This is a genomic window from Streptomyces sp. ST2-7A (genome assembly GCF_021390475.1).
GTDB lineage: Bacteria > Actinomycetota > Actinomycetes > Streptomycetales > Streptomycetaceae > Streptomyces.
This window is the reverse complement of record NZ_JAJUWS010000053.1, coordinates 1-20,292: the sequence shown is the minus strand read 5'-3', so window position 1 is coordinate 20,292 and position 20,292 is coordinate 1. Positions and strand designations below refer to the sequence as shown.

At 73.9% G+C, this 20,292-nt stretch carries 13 protein-coding genes and 2 pseudogenes; 6 read left to right on the top strand and 9 right to left on the bottom strand.

All coding sequences use genetic code 11. The annotated features are described in order from the left end of the window. Positions 1–31: 31 nt before the first annotated feature. Positions 32–1,105, bottom strand: coding sequence for an AraC family transcriptional regulator (locus LZF96_RS23880; RefSeq protein WP_267941300.1), 1,074 nt, complete (start codon positions 1,103–1,105; stop codon positions 32–34). A gap of 98 nt (positions 1,106–1,203) precedes the next feature. Further along, complete coding sequence (locus LZF96_RS23875) at positions 1,204–2,100, bottom strand: NAD(P)H-binding protein (protein ID WP_233876477.1); 897 nt, start codon at positions 2,098–2,100, stop codon at positions 1,204–1,206. Between the two features lie 534 nt (positions 2,101–2,634). Between LZF96_RS23875 and LZF96_RS23870 the strand changes: the two genes are divergently transcribed. After that, positions 2,635–3,441 (top strand): ATP-binding protein, encoded by an 807-nt coding sequence (locus tag LZF96_RS23870; RefSeq protein WP_233876475.1) that lies wholly within the window; start codon positions 2,635–2,637, stop codon positions 3,439–3,441. On the opposite strand, the gene LZF96_RS23865 is transcribed toward LZF96_RS23870, so the two are convergent. Next, entirely contained in the window at positions 3,410–3,847 is a 438-nt protein-coding gene (locus LZF96_RS23865; RefSeq protein WP_233876473.1) for a PPOX class F420-dependent oxidoreductase, read from the bottom strand. The genes LZF96_RS23870 and LZF96_RS23865 overlap by 32 nt on opposite strands. A 134-nt stretch (positions 3,848–3,981) precedes the next feature. On the opposite strand from LZF96_RS23865, the pseudogene LZF96_RS27210 reads away from it, so the two are divergent. The 3 genes and pseudogenes from LZF96_RS27210 to LZF96_RS27200 all read left to right on the top strand — a co-directional run. Further along, positions 3,982–4,452, top strand: a pseudogene (locus LZF96_RS27210) (exonuclease domain-containing protein); the annotation flags it as partial. A gap of 196 nt (positions 4,453–4,648) precedes the next feature. After that, positions 4,649–4,789, top strand: a pseudogene (locus LZF96_RS27205) (BRCT domain-containing protein); the annotation flags it as partial. A 381-nt stretch (positions 4,790–5,170) separates the two neighbouring features. Then, complete coding sequence (locus LZF96_RS27200) at positions 5,171–5,989, top strand: TerD family protein (protein ID WP_308294276.1); 819 nt, start codon at positions 5,171–5,173, stop codon at positions 5,987–5,989. Positions 5,990–6,052: 63 nt separating this feature from the next. Here the strand turns inward: LZF96_RS27200 and LZF96_RS23855 are convergent, their stop codons facing one another. Together LZF96_RS23855 and LZF96_RS23850 are read right to left on the bottom strand one after the other, a co-directional pair. Next, positions 6,053–7,018, bottom strand: coding sequence for a LacI family DNA-binding transcriptional regulator (locus tag LZF96_RS23855; protein WP_233876472.1), 966 nt, complete (start codon positions 7,016–7,018; stop codon positions 6,053–6,055). Next, positions 7,015–9,531: a glycoside hydrolase family 2 protein gene (locus LZF96_RS23850; RefSeq protein ID WP_233876470.1), complete on the bottom strand. Its 2,517-nt coding sequence runs from the start codon at positions 9,529–9,531 to the stop codon at positions 7,015–7,017. Before LZF96_RS23850 ends, LZF96_RS23855 begins: the two co-directional genes overlap by 4 nt. Before the next feature lie 256 nt (positions 9,532–9,787). Here LZF96_RS23850 and LZF96_RS23845 point away from each other — a divergent pair, with 256 nt between their 5' ends. Then, on the top strand, positions 9,788–12,010 hold the full coding sequence (locus tag LZF96_RS23845) for an alpha-galactosidase (RefSeq protein WP_233876468.1): 2,223 nt from the start codon (positions 9,788–9,790) through the stop codon (positions 12,008–12,010). A 397-nt stretch (positions 12,011–12,407) separates the two neighbouring features. Here LZF96_RS23845 and LZF96_RS23840 read toward each other — a convergent pair whose 3' ends face one another. The 4 genes from LZF96_RS23840 to LZF96_RS23825 all read right to left on the bottom strand — a co-directional run bounded on the left by LZF96_RS23840 (position 12,408) and on the right by LZF96_RS23825 (position 18,350). Further along, entirely contained in the window at positions 12,408–13,547 is a 1,140-nt protein-coding gene (locus tag LZF96_RS23840) for an ABC transporter ATP-binding protein (RefSeq protein WP_233876465.1), read from the bottom strand. Next, positions 13,544–15,523 (bottom strand): dipeptide/oligopeptide/nickel ABC transporter permease/ATP-binding protein, encoded by a 1,980-nt coding sequence (locus LZF96_RS23835; protein ID WP_233876463.1) that lies wholly within the window; start codon positions 15,521–15,523, stop codon positions 13,544–13,546. The genes LZF96_RS23840 and LZF96_RS23835 overlap by 4 nt, the downstream gene beginning before the upstream one ends. A gap of 51 nt (positions 15,524–15,574) precedes the next feature. Beyond that, the gene (locus LZF96_RS23830; protein WP_233876461.1) at positions 15,575–16,564 is read right to left on the bottom strand and encodes an ABC transporter permease; all 990 of its coding nucleotides are present in this window, start codon (positions 16,562–16,564) and stop codon (positions 15,575–15,577) included. An 82-nt stretch (positions 16,565–16,646) separates the two neighbouring features. Continuing rightward, the gene (locus tag LZF96_RS23825; protein ID WP_233876459.1) at positions 16,647–18,350 is read right to left on the bottom strand and encodes an ABC transporter substrate-binding protein; all 1,704 of its coding nucleotides are present in this window, start codon (positions 18,348–18,350) and stop codon (positions 16,647–16,649) included. A 462-nt stretch (positions 18,351–18,812) separates the two neighbouring features. On the opposite strand from LZF96_RS23825, the gene LZF96_RS23820 reads away from it, so the two are divergent. Beyond that, the gene (locus LZF96_RS23820; protein WP_233876457.1) at positions 18,813–20,129 is read left to right on the top strand and encodes an ROK family transcriptional regulator; all 1,317 of its coding nucleotides are present in this window, start codon (positions 18,813–18,815) and stop codon (positions 20,127–20,129) included. Positions 20,130–20,292: the final 163 nt, after the last annotated feature.

Sequence of the window (20,292 nt, the reverse complement as noted above, 5' to 3'; positions counted from 1 at the left end):
AATCCCACCGGTGGGATCGCCGAACCCGCCGTCAGCCGTCGAGAACGACGGTGTGCGGTACCCCGGCGGGGCGCGATCCCAGCGGTGATCGCGCGCCCTCGCGGTACTCCCTCGGGCTCACCCCGCGCACCCGTTTGAAGGCCGCGCTCAGGGCGAAGGCGCTGCCGTATCCCACCCGTCGGGCCGCGCCCTCCAGGGTGCCTCCCGGTCCGCGGAGCAGGTCCGCCGCCAGGTCGAGCCGCAGCCCGGTCAGGTGCGCCATCGGTGGTTCGCCCACCACCTCGGTGAAGCGCCGGGCCAACGCCGCCCGGGAGACGCCCACCCCGGCGGCCAGCGAGGCGACGGTCCACGGGTGCGCGGGCCGTTCGTGGAGCAACCGGAGCGCCGGTCCGACCACCGCGTCGCCCCGGGCCCGGTGGTGATCGGCTCCGGCGGCGGCCGGAGAGGCGAGCCAACCGCGCAGGACCCCCACCAACAGCAGGTCCAACAGCCGGTCCAGGACCAACTCCTGTCCGGGGAGATCCCGTTCGATCTCGGCGGCGAGCAGGGCCGGCAGCGGGTCCCCGGTCACCGCGGGGCGCACCAGGACCGTCGGGAGGGCTGCCAGCAGTCGTCGTCCGACCTCGCTCTCCGCCCGGTAGGTGCCGGTGATCATCACCGATGATCCCGGCGCGGGGCTCCAGCCCCAGAGTCGGATCCCCAGCTCGGCCGGGCCCCCGACGGTGTGGTGCCCCACCGGCGCACAGTCCTGGCCCGGCCCCACGACCACCCCGACCGGCGTCCCGGGGGTGTCGGAGACGGTGTACGGCCCGGGTCCCCGGATCACCGCCACGTCCCCCGGCCCCAGCCGGGTGGCGGGCCCGTCGTCGGGTCGCACCACTGCGTCGCCCCGGGCCATGGTCACCACGGAGATCGGGGCCCGGTCCTCGATCCGCAGGGCCCACGGCGGGTTGAGGATCGATTTCAGGAGGAAGGCCCCGCGCGCCTTCGGGGTGTCCAACAGGGCGGTCAACGCGTCCACCCCGTCGGGCCGGCCGACGGGTTCGGCCGGTTCCGGAACCCGGCCGCGGGGGCCGGTGCCGGTGAGTGGGGGAAGAGGGTCCATGCCCGGGTCCACCTTCGGGGTCGGGGGCCGGGGCGGTGCGGCGGCCGGGAGCGACCGTACCGTCCCCGGTCGGGTCGGTCGACAGTGCGTTCCCGGTGTCAGGAGACGGTCGGGTTCCACACGCCGGTGGCGGCGGTCTCCCGGGCGTACCGGGAGAAGTCACGGGGCGCCCGGCCGAGGACCTCCCGCACGCCGTCGACCGGCTGGGCGTTGCGTCCGTCCAGGAGCAGTCGGAACAGGTCGGCGAACTCCGCCGGGAGGCCGTGCTCCACCAACACCGCGCGGTAGCTCTCCAACGGTACGGGGGTGTACCGGATCTCACGGCCGGTGGCCTCGGACAGTTCGGCGGCGACCTCCCGGAAGTCCAGGGCCCGGGGCCCCGACAGCTCGTGGATCCGTCCCACGTGGCCGTCGGAGATGAGCACCTCGACCACGACGTCGGCGATGTCGTCGACGTCCACGAAGGGCTCGACCGCGTCCGCCGTCGGCAGCGCCAACTCCCCGGCGAGCACCGACTCCAGGAAGAAGCCCTCGTCGAAGTTCTGGAAGAACCAACCGGCTCGCACCACGGTCCACTCCGCGCCGGATTCCCGCAGTTCGCGTTCGGCGCGCAGGGCGCCCTCCTCCCCCCGGCCGGAGAGCAGCACCAGCCGGCGGATCCCCCGGGCCACCGCCAGACGGGAGAAGGCTCCGACCGCCTCCGCCGCGCCGGTGAAGCCGAGGTCCGGATAATAGGTGATGTACACGGCCCCCGTCCCCTCCAGGACGGCTTCCCAGGTCTCCGGCTTCCCCCAGTCGAAGGGGGGTTCACCCGATCGGGAACCGATCCGCACCGGCAGGTCGCGGGCGGCGAGTCGGTTCGCCACCCGACGACCGGTCTTGCCGGTGCCTCCGATGACGAGGGTCGGGGCGGGTCCCCCCGGTGAGGAGGCGGGGACGGGGTGGGGGGCGGAGGAGGCCGGCGGGCCGGCGGGGCGTTCCGTTCGGTGTGTCATACGACCAGTCAAGGACGGTTCGACCGGAGGTTCCATGCGCACGGCTCTCGCTCCCATACGAGCGCGTCCACGCCCCGGCTCCTCCTTCCCGGCGACACCGTCCGCCCGGCGCCCCGTACGGGACGCCGGCCACCGCGCCGGAGCCGGTCGCCGACGGCTCCCTGCCGACGGCCGACGGCCGGCCGCCGACCCGGGCACCGACCGAGGAGGCGCTGCCGCGGCCCGGCGCGCGACGGCCCGTGCACCTGCCGGTGACCACCGATCCGACGGGGGCGCCCGGCCGACGCGGCGACCGGTCATCCGTGGTTGCGAACGACCACCATCCCACTGCCCGGGAGTTCCGGGGCCGGGGCCCGCGCGGCGGCCCCGGTGGGGGCGCTCGCGCGGCAACCGGTGGCACCGGTTGCCGCGCGGCACGGGTTTGCGCGTCGTCGAGAGGTCTCGCGGATGTGTCGGCGGCACCGACCGGCGCGTGGGTGGCCGAATTCCGCGTTCGGGCGGTGGGTCCGGACGGGTAGGCGGCATCATGCCCCCATGAAGATCGACAGCGGGCCGCGGCCCATAGGGAGGGCCGGCGGAGCGCCCGGCCGGATGCTTCGGGGCCGGGTCGTGGACGCCCGCGACCTGCCTCCCGGAGGGTTCCCCCCGTCGGGGGCGATGCCGGGTGACCGGGTGGTGGTGTCGGGGCTGCCCGGGAGTGGGAAGTCCACCCTCATCCGCCGCATGGTGACGGAGGCCGGATCGCGCTGGGGTTCCCCGGTGGCGATCGACTCCGAGGATGTACGGCTGTGGTGGGAGGAGCGGTTGCCCGAGGGCTTGCCCTACGCCGTCTACCGGCCGGTGGCCCGGTTGGATCACTTCCTGCGACTGGAGCGTGCCCTGCGCTCGGGGGCCGGCGTGCTGGTGCACGACTGCGGACGCCATCCGTGGGTGCGCCGGCGGCTCGCCCGGGACGCCCGGCGACGGGGGCGGGGGTTTCTGCTGCTGGTGCTGGACGTACCGGCGCGCGAGGCCCTGGACGGGCAGATCGGGCGCGGCCGGGCGGTCACCGGTCGGGCCTTCGCCCGACACGTGCGGTCCCTGACCCGACTGGTGGCGGAACTGGAGGCGGGGCGCACGCCGCTCGGGTGCCGGACGGCGCTGCTGTTCACCCGGGGGCAGACCGAGTGGCTGACGGCGCCGTCGCCCCCGGTCCCGATCCCCTCGCCGGCGACCGCCCCGGATACCGCGACTCCCGTGTGCCCCGACCCACCACCCGCACCCGCGCCCGCGCCGACGGACGCGGCCCCGGCGGCGCGGGCGCCGGCGCTCAGTCCGGTCGGGCCGGGTCTTCCGGTATGACCCCCGACGGGTCGGGGACGATCCGTACACCGATGGTCCCCGACCGCCCCCGGCGCAGTCGGCTGCCCAGCAGGGTGAGCCGGCCGAACAGACCGTAGCGGCGGGCGATGAGCCGCCGGCTGTGCTCGCTGCCGGCGGCGTCCAGCAGTTCGGCCCGGCCGGGCACCGCGGGTCCGGTCGGGCGACCGCGCACGTCGCAGGGGGCGAGGAGGACATCGGCTCGGTTGCGCAACCGCTTGACCTTGCCGGAGTCGGCGACGGTCCATACGAACAGGGCGTCGTCACCGGCCACCACCCACACCGGGGTGGGGACGGCCCGACCGTTCCGACGGAAGGTGGTGACCAGGAGGTACTTCCCCGCGCCGAGGCGGGCGATCTCGTCGCGCGGATCACGCGTGTCACTCATGGGCCCCACGGTACGCGTTCCACCGGCGGCGTCGCCCCGATGGGCGGTGGGAGGGGCCCTCCGGACGGGAACGGGTGTCCGGCTTCCCCGGAATCGGTTGAAACGCGAGGTCGGCACCGGCATGCTGATCCGCCATGAGCCCGCTCACCTCCTCCGTCGTGTCCCCGTTCACCCCCGCTTCCCCCTCCTCCCGCCCGGAATGGGCCGTGGTGGATGTGGAGACCTCGGGTCTGCGAGCCCGGGAGCACCGGGTGCTCTCCCTGGCCGTGGTGGTGCTGCGGCCCGACGGGGAGCGGGTGGAGGAGTTCTCCACCCTGCTCGACCCCGGATGCGACCCGGGCCCGGTCCACGTCCACGGTCTGACCCGGCGGCGGCTGCACGGCGCCCCGACGTTCGACGCGGTCGCCGAACGGGTGGCGGGACTGTTGCGCGGTCGGGTGTTCGTCGCGCACAACGCCCACTTCGACCACGGTTTCCTGGTCGAGGAGTTCGCCCGGTTGGGCATCGACTCACCGGTGGAACGCCGGATGTGCACCCTCGCGCTGAACCGTCGGATCGGGCCGCCCACCTCCGACCTGCGGCTGGCCACCCTCGCGGCCCACTACGGCGTTCGGCAGTTGAACCCGCACGACGCGCTGGACGACGCCCGCACCCTGGTGGGGGTGTTGCGCGGATCGCTCTCGGCGGCCGAGACGTCGGAGGTGGAACTCCCCGTGGTCCCGCCCGGCGAGGACGCCCCGGGCGGAGTGCGCGTTCCTCGACCCGGGCCGACCGGAGCCCGGCGGACCGCTGGTCCAGGGGATGAAGGTGGTCTTCACCGGCGCGACGGTCACCGAGCGGGCGGAGTTGACCCGCTCGGCGACCGCGGCGGGCCTGCACGTGATGAACTCGGTGAGCCGACGGACCTCGCTGGTGGTCTGCGACGACCCGGCGGCGACCACGGGCAAGGCCCGCCGCGCCCGGGCCGAGGGGGTACCGATGGTCGACGAGGCGGTCTTCCTGCGCATGCTCGGGGACGTGCGGCCGGGAACGCCGAGGGCGGGCACGGGAACGGCCGGCACGGACACCGACCCGGGCACGGACACCGACGCGAGGGCCGGTTCGGACGCGAACACGCCGGACGCCTCCGCCGTCCCGGCGGTCCCGGCCGATGCCCTCTCCCCCGTGCCGGCGGCGGTCCCGAACGCCCGGGCCGATGACCCCGAGCCGTCACGGGTCACCACCGCGTCTCCCGACGGCTCCCCGTCGGGAGACGTCCCCCCTCCGACGGCCCCCGCGGCGGGCCGACCCACCGGGACGACGAAGCCGCTGCGGGGGCGGCGCGTGTTGGTGATCGGTGGCAACCATCCGCAGGCGGTCGCGGCCCGGGGCCGGGTCGTCGAACTCGGCGGGTCCGCGGCGGTCAATCTCACCGGGAGCGTCACGGACGTCCTGCTGCTGCCGGGCGGGGAGGGGGACCGCCGCATGACCCGGGTGGCCGCGCTGGAGTTGCCCGTGCACACCCCGGAACGACTGTCGCCCGCGGCCCTGTCCTCCGGCGGCGTACCGGCGCCGCTGCCCGCCGGACCGGGCGGACGCCCGGTGGATCCGGCCGTGGTGCTGCCCCGGGGAGGGGTGATCGATCTGCCGCGCACGCTGCCCGACACCTCGTGGACACTCGTGGCCTCCCGGGCCCTCCCGGAGGCCGAGGGAACGGGAGGGCCGGCGGTCGGGGTCGATGTCATGGTACTGATCGTGGACGACACGGGCCGGGTCCGCCGGGACGAGGACCTGGTCTTCTGGAACGCCCCGGAGAATCCGGGGGGTTCGGTGCGGTTGGCCGTGGACGGTCCGGTCGAGCAGTCGGTCACGGTGGTACCGGAGGGCCTGACGGCGGAGGCCCGACGGCTGGTCGTCGCGGCCGCCGTGGACGGCGGGGCCACGTTCGGCGAGGTCGGCGCGATCGAGATCTCGCTCGGGGACACCGCGACCGGGGTGCCGCTGCTGCGCGCGACCCTGGACGCCGCCGACTCCGAGCGCGTCCTCGTCCTGGCGGAGATCTACCGCCGCGGGACGGGCTGGCGCTGTCGGGCCGTGGGGCAGGGACACGACCACGGCCCGGTCGAGTTGCTCCGCGCGCACGGCGTCGACATCGAGGGCTGACCGGGGACCGCACCGGTGGGGACCGGCGCTCGGCCCCGGCAGGGTGCAGGACCGGTGGACGGTTCAGTCCGTCGGGGCGGGCCCCGTGCTTCCGCGCCGCACCCACCGGGCCGCCGGGGACTCCCGGGGCGTGGCGGGCCGGCCCGCCACCAATTCCAGGAGGGTGTCGGCGACCAGGGAACCGAACCGGTGCACGTCCACGCTCATGGTGGTCAGCGGCGGGGAGGCCAGCCGGCACATCGGGGAGTCGTCCCAGGCCAGCAGGGAGAGCCGGTCGGGAACGGCGAAACCGGCCGCCCCGGCCGCCTCCAGCCCGGCCACCGCCATCACGTCGTTGTCGTACAGGATGGCGGTGGGCGGCTCCGGCGCGGCGAGCAGTCGGGCGGTGAGTCGGGCCCCGGCCTCGTCGGAGTAGTCCCCCTCGACCACGACCGGCTCGATCCCGGCCTCCCGGCACCCCTCGCGCAGGGCGCGGGTGCGGGCGACGGTGTGCAGGAGGTCGGCCGGGCCGCCGACCCGGGCGATGCGCCGGTGCCCCAGCTCCAGGAGTCGGGCGAGGGCGTCGCGGACGGGGCCCGACTCGTCGGTGCGCACGGCCGGTGTGTCGGTGGCGCCCTCCGGGTTCCCCACGATCACGGCGGGCAGGCCCAGTTCGGCCAGGACCCGCGGGCGTCGGTCCCCGACGGCGGGGTTGACCAGCGCCACGGCGTCCACCAGACCACGGGCCGCCCAGCGGCGGTAGGCGGCGATCTCCGCCTGGTGGTGGGGGACGACGTGCAGCAGGACCGACAGGTCGTGTTCGGCCAGGCGCTCCTCGATGCCGGCGATGAACTCCATGAAGAAGGGTTCGACGCCCAGCAGCCGGGCAGGCCGGGCCAACACCAGTCCGACCGCCCCCGGCGAGGGGCGGTGGTCGGGCGGACCGTCGGCGCGCTCCCCCACCGACCCGGCACGCCGGGAGGCGGGGTCCGCCGCCGGGGCGGGGGCGTCGGCCGGGCCGGCGGTCCGACCGGCGCGCGGGGGGTTCACGTTCCGTCACCGGTTCCGGGTCGGTCCCGGAAGAGGTCGTTGGCGGTGCGCAGCACGGGGCGGCGGGTCAGGACGGCCGGATCGATATCGGCACCGGTGCGCACCCGGAAGTCGCGGGTCTCGCCGGGGAGCAGCGTCACCAGCATATCGTCCACCTCCGCGTCGGGGGCGGCCCGGTCCACCAGCAGCGCCACGTCCCGGGCCAGCGCCCGGGCGCGGACCTCCACCCGGTAGCCGCCGGGTTCGGCGACGGCCCGGGCCTCCACGGGGTCGGGGTCCAGGGCCAGGTCGAGGTCCTCGAGGAAGGGGTGCACGACCCGGGTGCCGTCCTCCGCCGTCATCACGAGCAGTTCCTCCTGTGCGGCGTCCGGGGTGATCAGGGAGTCCGCAAGATGGTACTGCCGCACCGAGCGGGCCGGGACGTCCAGTCCGACCGTGCCGCCCCCACGCTCCTCGCCGGCGCGGAAGTCGATCCGCCGCGCGGTGAGCGCGCCGGTCCACGGGCGGTCGGTGTCGTTGACCGCGATCAGGGCCGGTCGGCCGTCGCGCGGTTGGACGGTCAGCAGGCGGGGGGCGTGGGCGTGGCGCAGCCCGTACCACAACGGCTTGAGGCGTCCGTCGCCGTCGATCGCGGCCCAGGAGGTGACCGGCCAGCAGTCGTTGAGCTGCCACACCAGGGAGCCGGCGGTGCGGGGCCACCGGGAACGGAAGTGCTCCACGCCGAGGGCCACCGCCCGGGCCTGGTTGAGTTGGGTGGCCCAGTGCCAGTCGGCGAAGTCCCGGGGCACGGGCAGGCGCGGGGCCAGGCCGCGCTCCAGTTTGGCGTTGCCGTCCTCGGCCTTCTGGTGGAGCAGGAAGGCGGGGGAGGTCGGGGTCAGGGGGTCGTCGCGGACGGCCCGTCGCAGGGTGGTCCAGGTGGGCGGGCCCTGGAAGCCGAACTCGGAGCAGAAGCGGGGAACGTGATCCCGGTAGGCGGTCTGGTCGATCCGGTTCCAGACCTCCCACTCGTGCCGGGTGCCGTGGTCCTCGTCGTTGGGGTGGGTTCCGTCGACGGGACGACCCGGGTTGTACGGGCTGTTCTCGGCGTAGAACCGGGTGGGGTCCAGCTCGCGGACCACCGCCGGCAGCAGTTCGGTGTAGTACCGCAGCCCCCAGCTCCGGTCACCCCGCTCCTCCCGCCAACCCCAGTCGCGCCATCCCCACATGTTCTCGTTCGCGCCGTTCCACAGCGCGAGGGAGGGGTGGGAGGAGAGCCTGGCCACGTTCTCCCTCGCCTCGGCCTCCACCTCGCCCCACAGTGGCTCCTCCTCGGCATAGGCGGCGCAGGCGAAGGGGAAGTCCTGCCAGACGAGCATCCCTCGTTCGTCGCAGACGTCGTAGAAGTCCTCGGTCTCGTAGATGCCGCCGCCCCACACCCGGAGCATGTTCATGTGGGCGCCCAGTGCCCGGTCCACCCGGTGGGCCAGGCGGTCGCGGGTGATCCGGGTGAGGAAGTGGTCGTCGGGGATCCAGTTGGCCCCCTTGACGAAGATCGGGACGCCGTTGACCGCCACGGTGAAGGGGGTTCCGTGCTCGTCGGGGGCGGTGTCCACGGTGACGGTGCGGAACCCGATCCGGCGGTGGGCGACGTCCAGGGGGGCGTCCCGGCCGGGGGCGCCGAGGGCGACCTCGAGGTCGTACAGCGGGTGGTCGCCGTATCCGGCGGGCCACCACAGTCGGGCGTCGGGCACCTCGACCCGCACGCTCGCGGTGTCGGCTCCGGCGGGGACGACGAGCCGCTGTTCCCGGTCCCCCACCCGGGCGGTCAGCACCAGTTCCCGGCGGTCGACCGGATCGGCGCGCTCGATGTCCACGTGCACGTCGACGCCGCCGGTGCCGTCGGGGGCGACGGAGACCAGCGGGCGCAGGGAGGCGATGCGGGCGGTGTGCCAGCGTTCCAGGCGGACCGGCTTCCAGATGCCGGCGGTCTGCAGGTCCGGTCCCCAGTCCCAGCCGAAGGAACAGGCCATCTTGCGCACGGCGTTGAAGGGGTGGGGATAGGCGCGGGGACGGGCGCCCACCTCCTTCTCGATCCCCTCGGCGTACTCCAGGGCCGATTCGAGGGCGACGACCAGCTCGTTGACGCCGGGGCGGCCGTCGCCGGCGGGGGCGAGTCGGTTCCGGAGGTCGACGCGCACCGAGCGGTGCATGTTGACCGAGCGGGCGACGGGACGGCCGTTGAGGAGGATCCCGGCGACGGTGTCCAGTCCGTCGAAGACCAGGTCCACGCGCTCCCCCGGCGCGGCAGGTTCGGCCCCGAAGGCGGTGACGTAGCGCCAGCGGGCCCGGTGGGCCCAGCGCAGCGCGGTCTCGTTGAGGTCGAGGTAGGGGTCGGGGATGAGGCCGGCGGCGAGCAAGTCGAGGTGCGAGGAACCCGGCACCACCGCCGGCACGGTGCGCCCGACGAGGTCCGCGGGGACACCGTCCCCCTCCACCGTCAGGGACCAGCCGTCGTGCAGGGTCGTTCGCTTCATACGGGTACTCCTCGATCGGGTCGACCGGGCCGGGGCGGGAGGCGTCGAAGCACCTTCGACAAGCCTCCTGATTCTTACTCAACTGAATTAACTAAGTCAACATCCTTGTGTCCGTCCCCCCACCTCCGATATCCCGGGTCGAGTGGCCACACGGAATTCCCCACCAACCGCCGGGAGCCACCAGTTCACTCCGGCTGTCCGTGTTCGCACCCGACTCGTCGGCACCTCTCCGCCCCTCTCCACCGGGAGCCGCCCCGTGACCCCCTCTCCGTCCCCGCGCCCCCTCCCCCCGGCCGCCCCGTCGGCCGACGGAATCGTCGTCCTGCGCGCCGACGGGGTGGGCCTGGTCCTCGACACCGGGGGTGGCACCCTCCCCCGGGTGCTGCACTGGGGCGCCGACCCCGGCCCCCTGGACCCGGCCGACGCCGTGGCCCTGCGCCTGGCGCTGCGCCCGCAGGCGATCGGCTTCTCCACCGACGAGGCGGTCGAGGTGTCGGTACTGCCCGAGCAGTCCGCCGGCTGGCTGGGCACCCCCGGCCTGATCGGTCACCGCGCCGGCGGCACCGACTTCTCCACCGCCTTCCGCACCCGCTCGATCGACGTGGAGAGCGGCACGGCGGAGGGGGAGGGTGGCGGAACGGTGACCGTGCGGGCCGGTGACCCGGTCGCCGAACTGGACCTGGAGCTGACCGTCGAACTGACGCCGCAGGGCGTGGTGCGCCAACGCGCCGTGCTGACCAACACCGCGCGATCCCCCTTCACCCTGGAGGCACTCCACCTCGTCCTCCCCGTCCCGGCCGAGGCGGTGGAACTCCTCGACTTCACCGGTCACCACCTGCGCGAGCGCGGCCCGCAGCGCACCGCCTTCACCCACGGCCTGCGGACCCGGGAGAACCGCACCGGCCGGACCGGCTACGACAGCGTCCACCTGCTCGCCGCCGGAACCGCCGGCTTCGGCAACCGCTCCGGGGAGATCCACGCGATCCACACCGCGTGGTCCGGCAACCACCGCACCTTCGCCGAGCGCACCTTCCACTCGATCTCGCTGCTCGGTTCGGGGGAACTGCTGCTCTCCGGGGAGGGGATCCTCGAGCCGGGCGGCTCCTACACCACCCCCTGGCGGTTCGCCTCGTACGGCATCGGGTTGGACGAGGTGTCCGACCGGCTGCACCGCTGGATGCGGGCCCGGCCGCACCACCCCTCCCGCCCCCGCCCGGTGGTGGTCAACACCTGGGAGGCCGTCTACTTCGACCACGACCTCGACCGCCTCACCGCGCTGGCCGACGCCGCCGCCGGGATCGGCGCCGAACGCTTCGTGCTGGACGACGGCTGGTTCGGCGGCCGGCGCGACGACCGGCGGGCGCTGGGCGACTGGTACGTCTCCGAGGAGGTCTGGCCCGACGGTCTGGGCCCACTGATCGACCACGTCACCGGCCTGGGCATGGAGTTCGGGCTGTGGGTGGAGCCGGAGATGGTCAACGAGGACTCCGACCTGGCCCGCGCCCACCCCGACTGGATCATGTCCACCGCCGGTCGGCTGCCCGGCCCCGCCCGGCACCAGCAGGTGCTCGACCTCACCCGTCCGGAGGCGTTCGACCACATTCTCGGCCGGTTGGACGCCCTGCTGACCGACCACCCCATCGCCTACCTGAAGTGGGACCACAACCGGGACCTGGTGGAGGCCGGCCGGCCTCCCACCGGGCGGGCCGGCACGCACGCGCAGACCCTGGCCGTCTACCGGTTGATGGACGAAGTGCGCCGGCGACACCCGGACCTGGAGATCGAGTCCTGTTCCTCCGGCGGCGGCCGGGTGGACCTGGGCATCCTGGAGCGCGCCGACCGGGTGTGGACCTCGGACTGCATCGACGCCCTGGAACGGCAGGGGATCCAGCGGTGGACCAACGCCCTCATCCCACTCGAACTCATGGGAACCCACGTGGGGGCCGAACTGTGCCACACCACCGACCGCCGCCACCCGCTGGACTTCCGGGCGGGCACCGCGCTCTTCGGCCACTTCGGCGTCGAGTGGGACCTGACCGCCGCGTCCCCGGCGGAGCGGGAGCGCCTGGCCGAGTGGGTCGCCCTCTTCAAGGAGAACCGCGACCTGTTGCACACCGGGACCGCCGTCCACGCCGATCTCCCCGATCCGGCCTTCCGGCTGCACGGGGTCGTCGCGCGGGACGGCTCACGGGCGCTGTACTCGCTGGTGGCCCTCGCGTCGAGCGAGCAGTACCCACCCGGCCCGGTCCGGCTGCCGGGGCTGGACCCGGCCGTCCGCTACCGGGTCCGACCACAGCCTCCGGGTGACGTGCCCGACGGCAACGCCGCCCGGTGGGGCAAGCCACTGCCGTGGTGGACCCCGGAGGGGGTCGTCCTGTCCGGGCGGACGCTGGAGCGGGTGGGGGTGCGGGCCCCGGTGCTCTTCCCCGAACGGCTGGTGCTGCTGCGGGCCGACCGGGTGGGAGATGGGGAGAGCTGAGCCGGCGGGCGGACCCCACCGCCGGCTCCGTGTGGGCGCGCGCGGCCGGCACCCCGTCGGAGGCGACCGACACGGTGGTGGCCACCTGTCCGAACCGTGTCCGCGCCGGCGCGGACACGGTTCGGACAGGTCGGGCGCGCTGTCCCGACGGGTGGTGTGATTCCGCGTACCGCGGACGCGCGCCGATGACGGTGTCGGCGTGGCGGTGGCCGCCGGGGAAGCGTCCCCGACACCGGTGTCCGACCCGGGGCCCCGTCGGTGGGGATCCGGGTCGGACACCGGTGTCGGGGTTCGGGTCGGTGCCGGCCCCCGGCGGGCGTACGGGGAGCGGGGGGAGCGGATGGTCACCCCACCCGGGGGCGGGGTTCGACGCCGCGAGGGGTTCGGCGGCCCGCTCTCACTCCCCACCGGTGTCGGAGTCCCCGCCGGTCCCGGGATCGGTGCCGGTGTCGGTCGACCCGGCCCTTCCCCCCGCGCCCCTCCCCACCGCGGGCGCCTCCGGGTCGGGGTCGGCCCCCGCCGGGCGGCCGGCACCGCCGGTCGGCGCCCCGCCCGGGGCGGTCCCGGTCCCGTCGCCCGACTCCGGGGTGTGCAGCCAACAGGCGGCGGCGTGGTCGGGTGCCACCTCGACCGGTTCCGGGGTGCGCGAGCAGATCTCCATCGCGGAGGGACAGCGGTCCCGGAAGTGGCAGCCACGTCCGGAAAGAGCGGTGGGACTCCCGGCCGACTCGGGCACGGTGATCTGCCGGGAGCGTCCGCGCGCCTCCGGGTCGGGGGCGGCGGAGGCCAGCAGCCGGGTGTAGGGATGGGCCGGGGCGAGGATCACGTCGTCGGCCGGCCCCCGTTCCACCACCCGGCCGCGGTACATGACCAGGATGTCGTCGGAGAAGTGCCGGGCGGTGGCCAGGTCGTGGGTGATGTAGAGAACCGCGAGGTCCTCCTCACGCTGGAGCCGGGCCAGCAGGTTGAGCACGCCCAGCCGGATGGAGACATCCAGCATGGAGACCGGTTCGTCGGCGATCACGACCCTGGCGCCGGGGGCCAGGGCGCGGGCGATGGCCACCCGTTGGCGCTGGCCGCCGGAGAGTTCGTGCGGACGGCGACCGGCGATGTCGGCGGCCGGGGTGAGGTTCACCCGCTCGAGCAGTTCCCCGGCCATCGTCCGTCCCGATTCCCGGTCCCGGGCCCGGCCGTGCAGCCGCAGCGGGCGGACCAGGTGGTGCTCGATGGTGTGGAAGGGGTTCAGGGAGGCGAAGGGGTCCTGGAAGACCATCTGGACGTGGTGACGGTAGTCGCGGTCGCGGATCCGCCGGCCCTTCGCGTCGACGGCCTCGATCTCCCCGCCGGTGGGTCGTTCCAGCCGGGCGATGATCCTCGCGACGGTGGACTTGCCCGAACCCGACTCCCCGACCAGGGCGACGGTGCGGCCCGGGCGCAGTGTGAGGGAGACCCGGTCGGCCGCGCGGAGGGTGGAGCGGCGCGGACCGGAACGGAGTCGGTACTCCTTGACGAGATCGCGAACGTGCAGGGTGGTCATCGAGGTGCCCTCTCGCCGCTGTCGGTGCCGTTCGGGGTCCGCGCGCGGTCGGACCCGGGGTGGTCGGCGGGACCGTCGGGGGGCCCGACGGTCCCCGCCTCCCCTGCCCCGTCCCGCAGGAACGCCCCGCGTTCCCCGGTGAGGCTGGGGAAGGACTGGAGCAGGTGCCGGGTGTAGGGGTGTTCGGGGGACCGGTGGAGACGTTCGGCGGGGCCGTGCTCCACGACCTCGCCGTCCCGCATGACGACGATCCGGTCGGCCAGTTCCAGCAGCAGCGGCAGGTCGTGGGTGATGAAGACCACCGCGAAGCCCAACTCCTCGCGCAGCCGCAGGACCTCGCCGAGGATGCCGCGCTGCACCACCACGTCCAGCGCGGTGGTGGGTTCGTCCATGATCATGACCTGCGGGTCGAGCAGCATGGCCATGGCGATCATCACCCGTTGGCGCATGCCGCCGGAGAGTTCGTGCGGGAAGGAGTTCAGCCGACGGGGGTCCACCCGCACCAGGCGCAGCACCTCCTCGCAGCGGGCCCGGCGTTTCCCGGCGGTCATCCCCGGCCGGTGGGTGATCAGGACGTCCTCCAGTTGTTCCCGGATGGGGAGGACCGGGTTGAGGGAGTTCATCGCCCCCTGGAAGACCACCGACATCCGGTCCCAGCGGAAGCGGCGCAGGTCCTCGCCCGTCAGGGCGAGGAGGTCGATGTCCGCACCGGAGCGGTCGTGGAAGACGACCGTGCCCGAGGTGACCTCGGCGGGTGGTCGGTGCAGCCGGGCCACGGCGTAGGCGAGGGTGGTCTTGCCGCAGCCGGATTCGCCGGCCAGGCCGAGGATCTCCCCCCGGCCCAGGGTCAGTGAGACGTCCCGGACCGCGTGCACCGGTTTGTCCACGCGGTAGACGACGTTCAGTCCGCGCACCGTGAGCACCGGTTCGCGGGCCGCGTGGTCGGGGGCCGGGGCCCCGCCGGTCGGCTCCGGGGCGCCGGCGTTCGCGGTGACGTGCCCGGCGACGGCGCCGGGACCTCCCGCGTCGCGCCGGGCGCCGGTGCGCAGCTTGGGGTTGATGATCTCGTCGATGCCGAAGTTGATGAGTGCCAGGCCGCAGCCGAAGAGGGCGATGACCAGGCCGGGCGGCACGAACCACCACCACGCGCCCCATTGGAGGGCGAAGCCGTTCTGGGCGTAGAAGAGCATCGTGCCCAGGGTCGTGGAGTTGGAGGCGCCCAACCCCAGGAAGGACAGGCCCGCCTCGGCGAGGATCGCGGCGAGCACCGCGAAGACGAACTGCGAGGCCAGCAGCGGCAGGAGATTGGGCAGGATCTCCACCGAGACGATCCGCCATGGGCGTTCCCCGGCCACCTTCGCGGCGGCCACGTAGTCCCGGTTGCGCAGTGACAGTGTCTGGGCGCGCAGCACCCGGGCGGAGGCGGCCCAGCCGGTGAGGGCCAGGACCACCGCGATGGTCCACGCCCCGCGCTGGTTGGCGGGCACGAACCCGGCGATGACGATGACCAGCGGCAGGCCGGGGATGACCAGCATGACGTTGGACAGCAGCGAGAACCCCTCGTCCACCGGGCCGCCGAGGTAGCCGCCGATGATGCCGAACAGGGCGGAGAGCAGGGTCGCCATGATGCCCACCAGCAGCCCGATCCGCAGCGAACCGGAGGTGGCGTGGGCGAGTTGGGCGAGGACGTCCTGGCCGGTGCGGGTGGTGCCCAGCAGGTTCTGGGCATCCGGTGGTGTCATGCCCCGGCTGTCGATGGCGTCGGGGTCGCCGACGAGCAACGGGCCGAGGAGGCCGAACAGGGCGATGGCGAGGACCAGGAGGAGGCCGATGACGAGTTTGGGCGAGGGGGTCGGCAGCAGGGAGCGCCAACCACCGGCGGAGCGGCGCCGGGGCCGGGGGGCGATCTCCTCGGCCTCGGCGACCCGGGCGGTGGGTTCGCCGGTCGGTTCGGTGAGGTGGACGGGGTTGGTCACGGTGACGGCTCCTTGCCCTCGACGGTCCCTCGGACGGCCACGGTCGTGTCCTCAGCTCTCGACGCGGGTGCGCGGGTCGATGACGCCGTACAGCAGGTCCACGACGAGGTTGGCGCCCAGCACCGCCACCGTGATGACCAGGAAGATCCCCTGCATGAGGGCGTAGTCGTTGTTCTGGACCGCCTGCAGCAGCTTGGAGCCGATGCCGGGGTAGGAGAAGACCTGCTCGGTGATGATCGAGCCGGCGACGACGAACCCGAGGGAGACGGCGAATCCGGCGATGGACGGCAGGACCGCGTTGCGGGCGGCGTACCGGATCATCACCCGGCTCTCGCGCAGTCCCTTGGCCCGGGCGGTCAGGACGTAGTCCTCGGACATGGTGGAGACCATCATGTTGCGCATCCCCAGCAGCCAGCCGCCGACCGAGGAGATGACGATGGTGGCGGCGGGCAGGAAGCCGTGGTGCAGGACCGAGCCGATGAACTCCGCGTTCCAACCGGGCATCAGGGAGACGTCGTAACCGCCCAGCAGGGGGAACCAACCCAGGACCGAGGAGAGGAGCGCCACCAGCAGCAGGGCGAGCCAGAAGTAGGGGACGGCGGCCAGGATCGTGGTGGCGGGGACGAGGGAGTCCAGCCAGGAGCCGCGCCGCCAACCGACGACCGCCCCGAGGAACACCCCCAGCAGGAAGGACAGGAAGGTGGCGATCCCCACCAGGACGATGGTCCAGGGCAGCGCCTGCCCGATCACCTCGGAGACCGGCGTGGGGAAGACGCTGACGGATATCCCCAGGTCGCCGCGGGCCATCGCCCCCAGGTAGGCGAGGTACTGGACGATCAGCGGCTCGTCGCCGTCCGTGCCGAGAAGCAGCTCGTAGGCCCGCCGGACCGCCGGGTCGGGTGAGCCGCCCCGCTGCTGGAGCTTCGCCATCAGGATGTCCACCGGGTTGCCCGGCATCAGCCTGGGGATGAAGAAGTTCAACGTCAGGGCGGCCCACAGGGCGACCAGGTAGAAGCCGAGTTTGCGGGCGTAGTACCTCATGGGCGGCCGCCAATCGGGGTGGGCTGCTTCTCGGACGGGACGTCGTCGGGGGTTCGGGCGACGGTGGTTCGGTGGGGGGCGGTCAGTCGGCGGCGGGACGCAGGTTCATGAGGATCTGCGAGTGGTCGGGGCGGCTCCACACGGCCGGGAAGGCGTAGAGGTCGTCCACGGTCGGCCAGCCCTCGAACTTCGCCGCGTTGTACTGGCTGGTGGTGCCGCCGGTGAGGACCGGGATGTAGGGCATGTCCTCCTCGATCGCCACCTGGACGGTGTCCAGCAGCGGCTGCCGGGCGGCGGTGTCCGCCGGGTCGGTGCGTTTGAGTTCGTCCAGCGCCGCGTCGACCTCCGGGTTGGTGTACCGCGCGAAGTTGGGCTGGGCGACCTCGCCCACGGGGGCGGTGTTCTCGGAGTGGAAGAAGTACCCGTACAGGTAGTACGGGTCGGGCGCCGGCCCCTGGTAGAGGGAGTCGATGAGCAGTTGGTAGGTGCCCCGGCCACGGGAGTCGGACCACTCGTTCCAGGAGGACTGGTGGGTGGTGAGGTCGATGCCCAGCGGGGCCAGCTGCTGACCGATGACGTCGACCGCGGTGATGTAGTCGGTCCAACCGGTGACGACGCTGACCGTCAGCTCCAGGCGCTCGCCGTCACGGGTCCGCACGCCGTCGCCGCCCATCTCCCAACCGGCGTCGTCCAGAAGCGCCCCGGCGACCTCCGCCCGGGGCTCCATGGGGGCGGTCCGGTCCTCCAGGCCCTCGCTGATCACCGCGTCGTCGCGACCGGCCGGCGCGAAGCCGGGGGATATCTCGCTCGCGGTGTCCTCGAAGGCGAGGGAGTTGATCTGGGTGCGGTCCAGGGCGTGGTATATCGCCTTGCGCACGGCCGGGTCGGTCTGCGGACCGGCGCATCCCAGCTCCTCGTCGGAGCAGGTCAGCAGTGCGATCTGGTTGAGCGGGACGGTGATGCTCCGGTAGCCGGGATAGTTGTCCTCGACGTTGTGGATGTCGGGGACCGGGCCGGTCTGCCAGTCGACGGTCCCGGCCGCCAGGGCGTCGGCACCGGCCTGGTTGCCGGAGAGGGCGACGAAGCGCACCCGCTTCAGTTCCGGTTCGCCGTTCCAGTGGTCGGGGTTGGCCTCCAGGGTGAAGGCCTGGGGGCGGAACTCCCGCAGGCGGAACGGCCCGGTGCCCACCGGCTCGGGGACGGTGTCGGTCGCGGGGTCCTCGAGCCCGCTCCAGATGTGCTCGGGGACGATCCAGATGCGTCCCAGCACCTGGGGTCCCTCGAGGAAGGCGGGCTCGTCGAAGCGGACCACCAGTTCGGTGTCGCTCACCCGCTCGGCACGTCCCTCGAAGCCGGTGCTGTTGATCGCGGGGTTCTCCGCGATCAGTTCCAGGGTGAAGACCACGTCGTCGGCGGTGAGGGGCTCGCCGTCCGTCCAGGTGACGCCCTCGCGGACGGTGATCGACAACTCGGTGCCGTCCTCGTTCCATGAGTAGTCGGTGCCCAGCCTCGGTACGGGGTCCGCGTCGGATGCCTGGTTGAAATAGAACAAAGGCTCGAAGATGGTGCCCGGGCCCTCGATGACGCTGTGGGAGTAGGGGTTGAAGTTGCTCTGGTAGTCGCCGGCCTGGCCGGTGTAGACGACCAGGGTGTCCGCCGCGGTGTCGCCCGACCCGTCACCTCCCCCGCCGTTCGACGAGCCACCGGAACAGCCGGTCGCCAGCAGCGTCACGGCCGTACCCGCCGCGACCAGTCGAGCGATTCGGCGCCTTCTGTTCTGGTTCATGATGTTCGGTCCTCTCGAGGGACTCCGGGGTGTCGTGATTGTTAAGCAGCCGAAGAAAGAAAGTCAACCCTCGCGACGCGGCCTCCTCGCGCGACTCCGCCGCCACTAGCCGTCACCGAACGGGCACGGGGAAGCACAGCCGGGCCGGCGTGTGCGGCACCACCCGGAAGCCCGGGATGATCGATGTCGCACGGTGTCGCGCGTCCGGTGCCCGCCCGAGGGCGACGCCCGGAGCCGGGACCGGGCGACCGCGGCGAGGGGCCGCCGGGCGCGGACCGCGAACGGCGCCGACCGGCGCGATCGACGACACGTCACGGGAACGGCGGCGAACCCGTGGGAGCCGGTCCCCCCGGGAAAAGCCGGGGGGCCGTGGACGACGCGAGGAACGACGGGTGGGGGCGCGATCGCCCCCACCGGACCGGGGCCGCCGGCCCGTGGTCGGAACAGGGGCGAGTGCGACCAGTGAGCGGATCCGAGGAACCCACCGGCCGGACGGGTGGACGTCCGGCCTTCCACGCCAACAGTCGGGCGGCCGTACTGGACGTGATCCGTGCCGCCGGCACCATCAGCCGGGTCGGCCTCGTCGAGACCACCGGCTTCACCGGCGCCACCATCTCCACCGTGGTGCGCCGGCTCATCGACGACGGGCTGGTCGTGGAGACCGGCCACGCCGAGTCCACCGGTGGCAAGCGGCGGGTGCTGCTGGCGCTGAACCGCTCCTCCCGGTACGCGGTGGGCGTCCACCTCGACCAGGGCGGCGTGACGTACGTGCTGACCAACCTCGGCGGCGCGGTCGTCGCCCGGGTCTTCCGCCCCGGCGGTTCCCCCGACCCGGAGATCATGGTCGGCGGGATGGCCGAGGAGATCGCCTCGCTGATCGAGAGCGTCGGGGTCGCGGGGGGCCGGGTGCTGGGCGTCGGCCTCGCCGTGCCCGGTCCCCTGGCCCGGGGCGGCGGGATGCGGCTCACCCCGCCCGCCATGCGGCGCTGGGAGGCGTTCCCCCTGGACCGGGCACTCGGCGCGGCCACCGGCCTGCCGGTGGTCCTGGACAACGACGCCACCGCCTCGGCCCTGGGCGAGCACTGGTCCGGCGGGGTGGGCGGAACCGCCACCTTCGCCGCCGTGTACCTGGGAACCGGCATCGGCGCCGGGCTGCTCATCAACGGCGTCACCTACCGGGGGGTGAGCGGCAACGCCGGGGAGATCGGACACATCTGCCTGCGGGCGGACGGGCCCGAGTGCTGGTGCGGCGCCCGTGGGTGCACGGAGGCACTGGCCGGACCGGCGGCCGTGGTGGAGGCGGCCCGTGCCGATCCGGCGGTCGCCGCCGCGGCGGGCCTGAACGGCACGGACGGACGGGCGGAACGGCCCCGGGGCGGGCCCGGCACCCCCGCCGCGGAGTTCGCCGCCGTGGCCCGGGCCGCGTTGCGCGGCGACGCCGGGGCCCGGGCACTACTGGAGGACTCCGCCCGGTACCTGGCCCTGGCGGTGCGCACCCTGGCCAACGTGATGGACCTGGAGGAGATCGTCCTGACCGGTCCCGGCCTGGCCGTCGCGGGGTCGCTCTACCTGCCGGTGGTGGAGGAGGAACTGAACCGGGCGTTCTTCGCGCGCGGGGCGCACGGGGTGGCCGTCCGCCTGTCGGAGTCGGCGGCGGGAGCGCCCGCCATCGGCGCGGCGGCACTGGTGCTGCGGTCGGAGCTGGTGCCGCTGCGGGAGGGGCTGCGGCTGCCCGAGAAGCTGCCGGACGCCGCCGCCCGGCCCCCGGTGACGAGCTGAGGCGCCGTCCCGTCGGCCGGACCCGGCGACCATCGGCGGCCGGGGGTTGCCACGTCCGAGCATTCCCGGGACCCGTCCGGCCACCGGCCGGCGCGGCGCCCGGCGTCGCGGCTCGGAGGCGGTGCCGAGGGCGTCGCGGGGGGTGGGGTCCCCCCGGGGGGCC